Consider the following 5,198-nt stretch of genomic DNA (forward strand, 5'->3'; position numbering starts at 1 on the left):
GGCGGGGGGGGGGGGGGGGGGGGGTGTGGGGGGGTTTTCTCTCCGCCGGGGGCGGGGGGGGGGGGGCCCCCCCCCCCCGGGGGGACACGGGGAACCAGCTGCGACGCATCGGCCAGCTGCACGTCCTTGGGCAGGTCGATCAGCACGGGGCCGGGGCGGCCTTCGCGGGCGATGCGGAAGGCTTCGTGCACGATGCCGGGCAAATCATTGACGTCGCGCACCAGGAAGCTGTGCTTCACGATCGGCAGGGTCATGCCGAACACGTCCAGCTCCTGGAAGGCGTCGGTGCCCATCAGCGCGGTGCTGACCTGGCCGGTGATCACCACCATCGGCGCCGAGTCCAGGAAGGCATCGGCGATACCGGTGACCAGGTTCGAGGCGCCCGGGCCCGACGTGGCCACGCACACGCCGACGCGGCCGCTGGCACGCGCATAGCCATTGGCGGCAAGCGCAGCGCCCTGTTCGTGGCGCACCAGGATGTGCTTGAGCTTCGAGCCGGGCAGGGCGTCGTAGAAGGGCATGATGGCGCCGCCGGGGTAGCCGAACAGCAGGTCCACGCCCTCGGCTTCGAGCGCGCGCGCCAGCAGCTGGGCGCCGTTCTGTTTGGCGTTCATGCGGCGGCGGCCTCTTGTCGGGGCTTGGCGGGGGCCGGCGCGGTGACGTTGCCGTCGGCGCCGATCCAGCTCATGGCGGCGCGCAGCTTGCGGCCGGTGGCTTCGATCGGGTGCTCGAAATCGGCCTGCTTCATGGCCTTGTAGTTGGGGTTGCCGGCGGCGTATTCGGCGATCCACTGGCGGGCGAAGGTGCCGTCCTGGATTTCGGCCAGGATCTTCTTCATCTGCGCGCGTGCGTGTTCGTCGATGATGTACGGGCCGCGGGTGAGCGCGCCGTACTGCGCGGTTTCGCTGATGAACTCGTGCATGCGGGTGATGCCGCCTTCGTACAGCAGGTCCACGATCAGCTTCAGTTCGTGCAGGCACTCGTAGTAAGCGACTTCGGGCTGGTAGCCGGCTTCCACCAGCGTTTCCCAGCCGGCTTGCACCAGTTTGGTGGCGCCGCCGCACAGCACGGCCTGTTCGCCGAACAGGTCGGTTTCGGTTTCTTCCTTGAAGGTGGTCTTGATGACGTTGGCGCGCGCGCCGCCGAGGCCCGCGGCATAGGCCTGTGCCAGCGCCTCGGCGCGGCCGCTGGTGTCCTGCTGCACGGCGTAGACGCAGGGCACGCCGCGACCGATCTCGTATTCGCGGCGCACCAGCGCGCCGGGGCCCTTGGGCGCGACCAGGATGACGTCGAGGTCGGCGCGCGGCGCGATCTGGCCGTAGTGCACGTTGAAGCCGTGCGCGAACAGCAGGCAGGCGCCCTTGGCGATGTAGGGCTCGATGGCTTCGCGGTACAGGCGCGGCTGCACCATGTCGGGGGTGAGCACGGCGATGAGTTCGGCGCCGGCCACGGCCTCGGCCGGCGTCTTCACCGTGAAGCCGTCGGCTTGGGCCTTGGCTTCGGTGGGTCCGCCCGGGCGCAGGCCAACGGTGACGTCAAATCCCGATTCGCGCAGGTTCAAGGCATGTGCCCGCCCCTGGCTGCCATAGCCGACGACGGCGATGCGGGGACGGGGCGCGTTGGCGGAGGAGGCTTGGGTCATGGCGGCGTTGTCCTTGGAGTCGAGAGGGAGGTCTGGAAGGGAATAAAACGGGGTCAGGGCGTGCTGTGCTCGGGGAGGCCCTGGCCCCGGAAATCGGCGATGAGTGCGATGGGAATGCGTGCGGCGCGCGGGGCCGGCGCGGGGCTGGTGACGGCGCCGCGGGACGCGGAGCCCACCTGCAGCGCGTACTTGGCCAGCGCGCCCCCGGTGACGCGCGGGGCGATGCGGGCGGGTTCGCGGGTGGACAGGTCGGCGTCCACGTCAATGCGGCGCGTGGACACGTCGATGCGCACGCGGTCGCCGTCGCGCAGGCGGGCGATGGGGCCGCCGTGCGCCGCTTCGGGCGACACGTGGCCGACCATGAAGCCGTGGGTGGCGCCCGAGAAGCGGCCGTCGGTCACCAGGGCCACGTCGTTGCCCAGGCCCTGGCCCACCAGCGCGGCGGTGACGGCCAGCATCTCGCGCATGCCGGGGCCGCCGGCCGGGCCTTCAAAGCGGATCACCACCACGTCGCCGGCGCGGATGTCGCGCGCCTGCACGGCGGCAAACGCGGCGTCTTCGGAGTCGAACACGCGCGCCGTGCCTTCGAACGATTCGCGGCCGTGCCCGGCCAGCTTCACGATGCAACCTTCGGGGGCCAGGTCGCCGTACAGGATCGAATAGCCGCCGCGCGGCTTGATCGGGTCCGAAACCGGGCGCACGCAATCCTGCGGGCCGGCGGCCGGCGCGGCGTCCAACTCGGCGAACAGCGTGCGGCCGGTCACCGTGGCCTCGTCGTCGAGCAGGCCAGCCGCACGCAGTTCATTCGCGACCAGGGCGCTGCCGCCCATGTCAAACATCTCAGCGGCGGTGTAGCGGCCGCCCGGCTTGAGGTCGGCGATCACCGGCGTGCGCGACGCGGCCTCGAAGTCTTCCAGGGTGAAGTCCACGCCCGCTTCGTGGGCGATGGCCAGCAGGTGCAGCGCGGCGTTGGTGGAGCCCGCCGTGGCTGACACGGCGCGCGCGGCATTGCGGAAGGCGGCTGGCGTGAGCACCTGCGACGGCGTGAATCCGCCCTCGCGCAGCCGCCGCATCACCAGCTCGCCGCAGGCAAACGCCGCGGCGCCCTTGTCTGGATGCAGCGCCGGGATGTCGTTCAAACCCAAGGGTGACAGGCCCAGGAAGGTCAGCACCATCGCCATGGTGTTGGCGGTGAACTGGCCGCCGCAGGCGCCGGCGCCCGGACAGGCCGCGCGCTCCACTTCCGCCAGGCCGGCATCGTCCAGCGTGCCGGCGGCATGCGATCCCACGGCCTCGAACACGTCCTGGATGGTGACTTTCTTGCCCTTGCACTGGCCCGGCATGATGGTGCCGCCGTACAAAATCGCGCTGGGCAGGTCCAGCCGCGCCAGCGCCATCGCGGCGGCCGGGATGGTCTTGTCGCAGCCCACCAGCACCACCACCCCGTCCAGGCAGTGGCCGCTGACGGCCAACTCGATCGAATCGGCAATCACTTCGCGCGAGGCCAATGAGGCGCGCATGCCGCTGCTGCCCATCGCGATGCCATCCGTGATGGCGATGGTGTTGAACTCGATCGGCGTGCCGCCCGCGGCCAGGATGCCGGCGCGCGCGTGCTGGGCCAGGTCGCGCAGGGTGAGGTTGCAGGGGGAAACGTCCGACCAGGTGTGCACCACCGCGATCAGCGGCCTGGCGATGGCGGCGTCGTCCAGCCCCGTGGCGCGCAGCATGGCGCGGGCGGGAGCGCGGGAGGGGCCGGTTTTTATCGCGTCGCTTTGCACTGGGGTGGGTCCGTCTGGATTTCAGAGGGCCCCAAAACGAAGAACCCCGCGCCGTTTCCGGTGCGGGGTTCTAGTTTCGAGGGCTGTTTTACTTATTCGCGCTCGTCTATCCCGCACCTTGGAGTGAGGTAATAAGGACGACGACGACAAGGGCCAGCATGGCGACCGACGCGACAAGCTGCTCGACCGGGAGGGTCGTGCGCTGGGTCATGGCGGTGGCGTTGGCGGCGGGCATGGGTCGAGAAAAGCACGCCGCCGCGGGGGCTGTCAATAGCCTCTGACGACCATTTTCAACCCGGCGCCACTTTAGAATTCCTGCTCCAAACGCCCGTTGGCGGGCGCTTGACCCGGCGCGACCGCTGGCCAACCATGCCCGGGGGCTCCTGGCGCGAACGCCTCGTGCTTTGTCATCCGGTAACAGGAGATCGTGCTGATGATCATCAGGTTCGACGCGTCCACCGTGTCGGGTGAGCAGTACCACTTGCCCCCTGAGAAGCTGATCCAGGGCAACCCGCGGCAGACCGTCTGGGTTCATTACACCGACCCGTCGGGCCAGTTCGTGTCGGGGGTGTGGCTCAGCGAGCCGGGCAAATGGCGCGTCTCCTATTCCGAAGAAGAGTATTGCCACCTGCTGGAAGGCCACAGCGTCATCACCGAGGCGGGAGGCGAGCCGGTAAGCGTGGTGGCGGGCGACAGTTTCGTCATTCCCCGCGGCTTCATCGGCACGTGGGAGGTGCTCGAGCGCACCCGCAAGGAGTTCGCCATTTACGAGGCGAGCGCCGCCATCGGCCCGCCATGAGGGTGCTGGTGTTCGGCAATCTCCAGCAGTGGGTGGCCGGCTACTATGATCGCGACGATGCGTGGTCGTACCGGGAACACCGGCGCATCTTCGATGCCTTCGCCGGCCGCAAGGTCGAGCATGCAGTTCCCGCCGGAGACGAACCATGATCAAGATCTTGCGGAACATCCTGGCCGTCGTGGCCGGCGTCATCATTGGCAGCGTGGTCAACATGGCCATCGTCACCTACGGGCCTACGCTGATCCCACCGCCCGCCGGCGTGGACATGACCACGCCCGAGGGGCTGGCGCAGGCGATCGCGCTGTTCGAGCCCCGGCATTTCCTGGCGCCGTTCCTGGCGCATGCGCTGGGCACGCTGGCAGGTGCGCTGGTGGCCTATGTCGTGGCGGCGAGCCACAAGGCACGGTTCGCGTATGTCATCGGCGTGGTGTTCCTGGCCGGCGGCATCGCGGCCTGCTTCATGATTCCTGCGCCCGTGTGGTTCATGGCCGCCGACCTGCTGCTGGCCTACCTGCCGATGGCCTGGCTGGCGATCAAGCTTGGTCGGCGCATCGCGCCCGGCAAAGCGGGCTGAGCCTGGCCTGCCATGGCGCTGCTGGCCCTTTTGCTGGGGTGGTTGGCGCGACGCATGAAGTAACGCTGTTCCTGCAGGAGACACCCTTTGCCTGTGAATGCCCGTTTGCGCGTTGCCGCGAACCTCATTGCTGCGGCGCTGATTGGCCTCGCGCCGATGGCGTCGGCAAGCACCCAGCATCCGTCCGTGCAGCCCGATGTGGTGCTGGACGAACTGGTGGTCACCGGCGTGCAGCCCGGTCCTGGCCTGTGGCGCGTCATGGGCAAGGATGGCGAAGGCGAGGTGTGGATCCTGGCCAGCCTGGTACCTCTGCCGCGCGCCATGCAGTGGCAGACCGCGCAGGTGGAATCCATCCTGGACACAGCGGCGGAAGTGATTGCGCCCCCGGGCGTGCAGGCCGATATC

6 protein-coding genes and 1 pseudogene are annotated in these 5,198 nt (G+C 69.1%); 4 read left to right on the plus strand and 3 right to left on the minus strand.

The window, feature by feature from the left end; translation table 11 throughout:
- The 3 genes from K0M70_RS04105 to K0M70_RS04115 all read right to left on the minus strand — a co-directional run.
- Positions 1-614: thiamine pyrophosphate-binding protein (locus K0M70_RS04105; RefSeq protein WP_290779638.1), on the minus strand; the 614-nt coding region annotated here is incomplete at its 3' end.
- Positions 611-1,642: a ketol-acid reductoisomerase gene (ilvC, locus tag K0M70_RS04110; RefSeq protein ID WP_290779641.1), complete on the minus strand. Its 1,032-nt coding sequence runs from the start codon at positions 1,640-1,642 to the stop codon at positions 611-613. The genes K0M70_RS04105 and ilvC, both read right to left, overlap by 4 nt.
- A 53-nt stretch (positions 1,643-1,695) precedes the next feature.
- Positions 1,696-3,420, minus strand: coding sequence for a dihydroxy-acid dehydratase (locus K0M70_RS04115; RefSeq protein WP_290779644.1), 1,725 nt, complete (start codon positions 3,418-3,420; stop codon positions 1,696-1,698).
- A gap of 433 nt (positions 3,421-3,853) precedes the next feature.
- Between K0M70_RS04115 and K0M70_RS04120 the strand changes: the two genes are divergently transcribed.
- The 4 genes and pseudogenes from K0M70_RS04120 to K0M70_RS04135 form a co-directional block, all read left to right on the plus strand.
- On the plus strand, positions 3,854-4,219 hold the full coding sequence (locus tag K0M70_RS04120; protein ID WP_290779647.1) for a cupin domain-containing protein: 366 nt from the start codon (positions 3,854-3,856) through the stop codon (positions 4,217-4,219).
- Positions 4,216-4,368: a hypothetical protein gene (locus K0M70_RS04125; protein ID WP_290779650.1), complete on the plus strand. Its 153-nt coding sequence runs from the start codon at positions 4,216-4,218 to the stop codon at positions 4,366-4,368. The genes K0M70_RS04120 and K0M70_RS04125 overlap by 4 nt, the downstream gene beginning before the upstream one ends.
- Positions 4,365-4,793, plus strand: a complete 429-nt coding sequence (locus tag K0M70_RS04130) for a hypothetical protein (protein WP_290779653.1) — start codon at positions 4,365-4,367, stop codon at positions 4,791-4,793. The genes K0M70_RS04125 and K0M70_RS04130 overlap by 4 nt, the downstream gene beginning before the upstream one ends.
- A gap of 93 nt (positions 4,794-4,886) precedes the next feature.
- A pseudogene (locus K0M70_RS04135) lies at positions 4,887-5,198 on the plus strand (TraB/GumN family protein); the annotation flags it as partial.

The organism is Arenimonas sp., assembly GCF_019459675.1.
In the GTDB taxonomy this organism is placed as follows: domain Bacteria; phylum Pseudomonadota; class Gammaproteobacteria; order Xanthomonadales; family Xanthomonadaceae; genus Arenimonas.

What these genes read in the sequence shown, in the direction of transcription:
- K0M70_RS04130 (WP_290779653.1), top strand. Translation starts at nt 4,365, where the DNA reads ATGATCAAGATCTTGCGGAACATCCTGGCCGTCGTGGCCGGCGTCATC.
- K0M70_RS04120 (WP_290779647.1), top strand. Translation starts at nt 3,854, where the DNA reads ATGATCATCAGGTTCGACGCGTCCACCGTGTCGGGTGAGCAGTACCAC.
- ilvC (WP_290779641.1), bottom strand. Translation starts at nt 1,642, where the DNA reads ATGACCCAAGCCTCCTCCGCCAACGCGCCCCGTCCCCGCATCGCCGTC.
- K0M70_RS04125 (WP_290779650.1), top strand. Translation starts at nt 4,216, where the DNA reads ATGAGGGTGCTGGTGTTCGGCAATCTCCAGCAGTGGGTGGCCGGCTAC.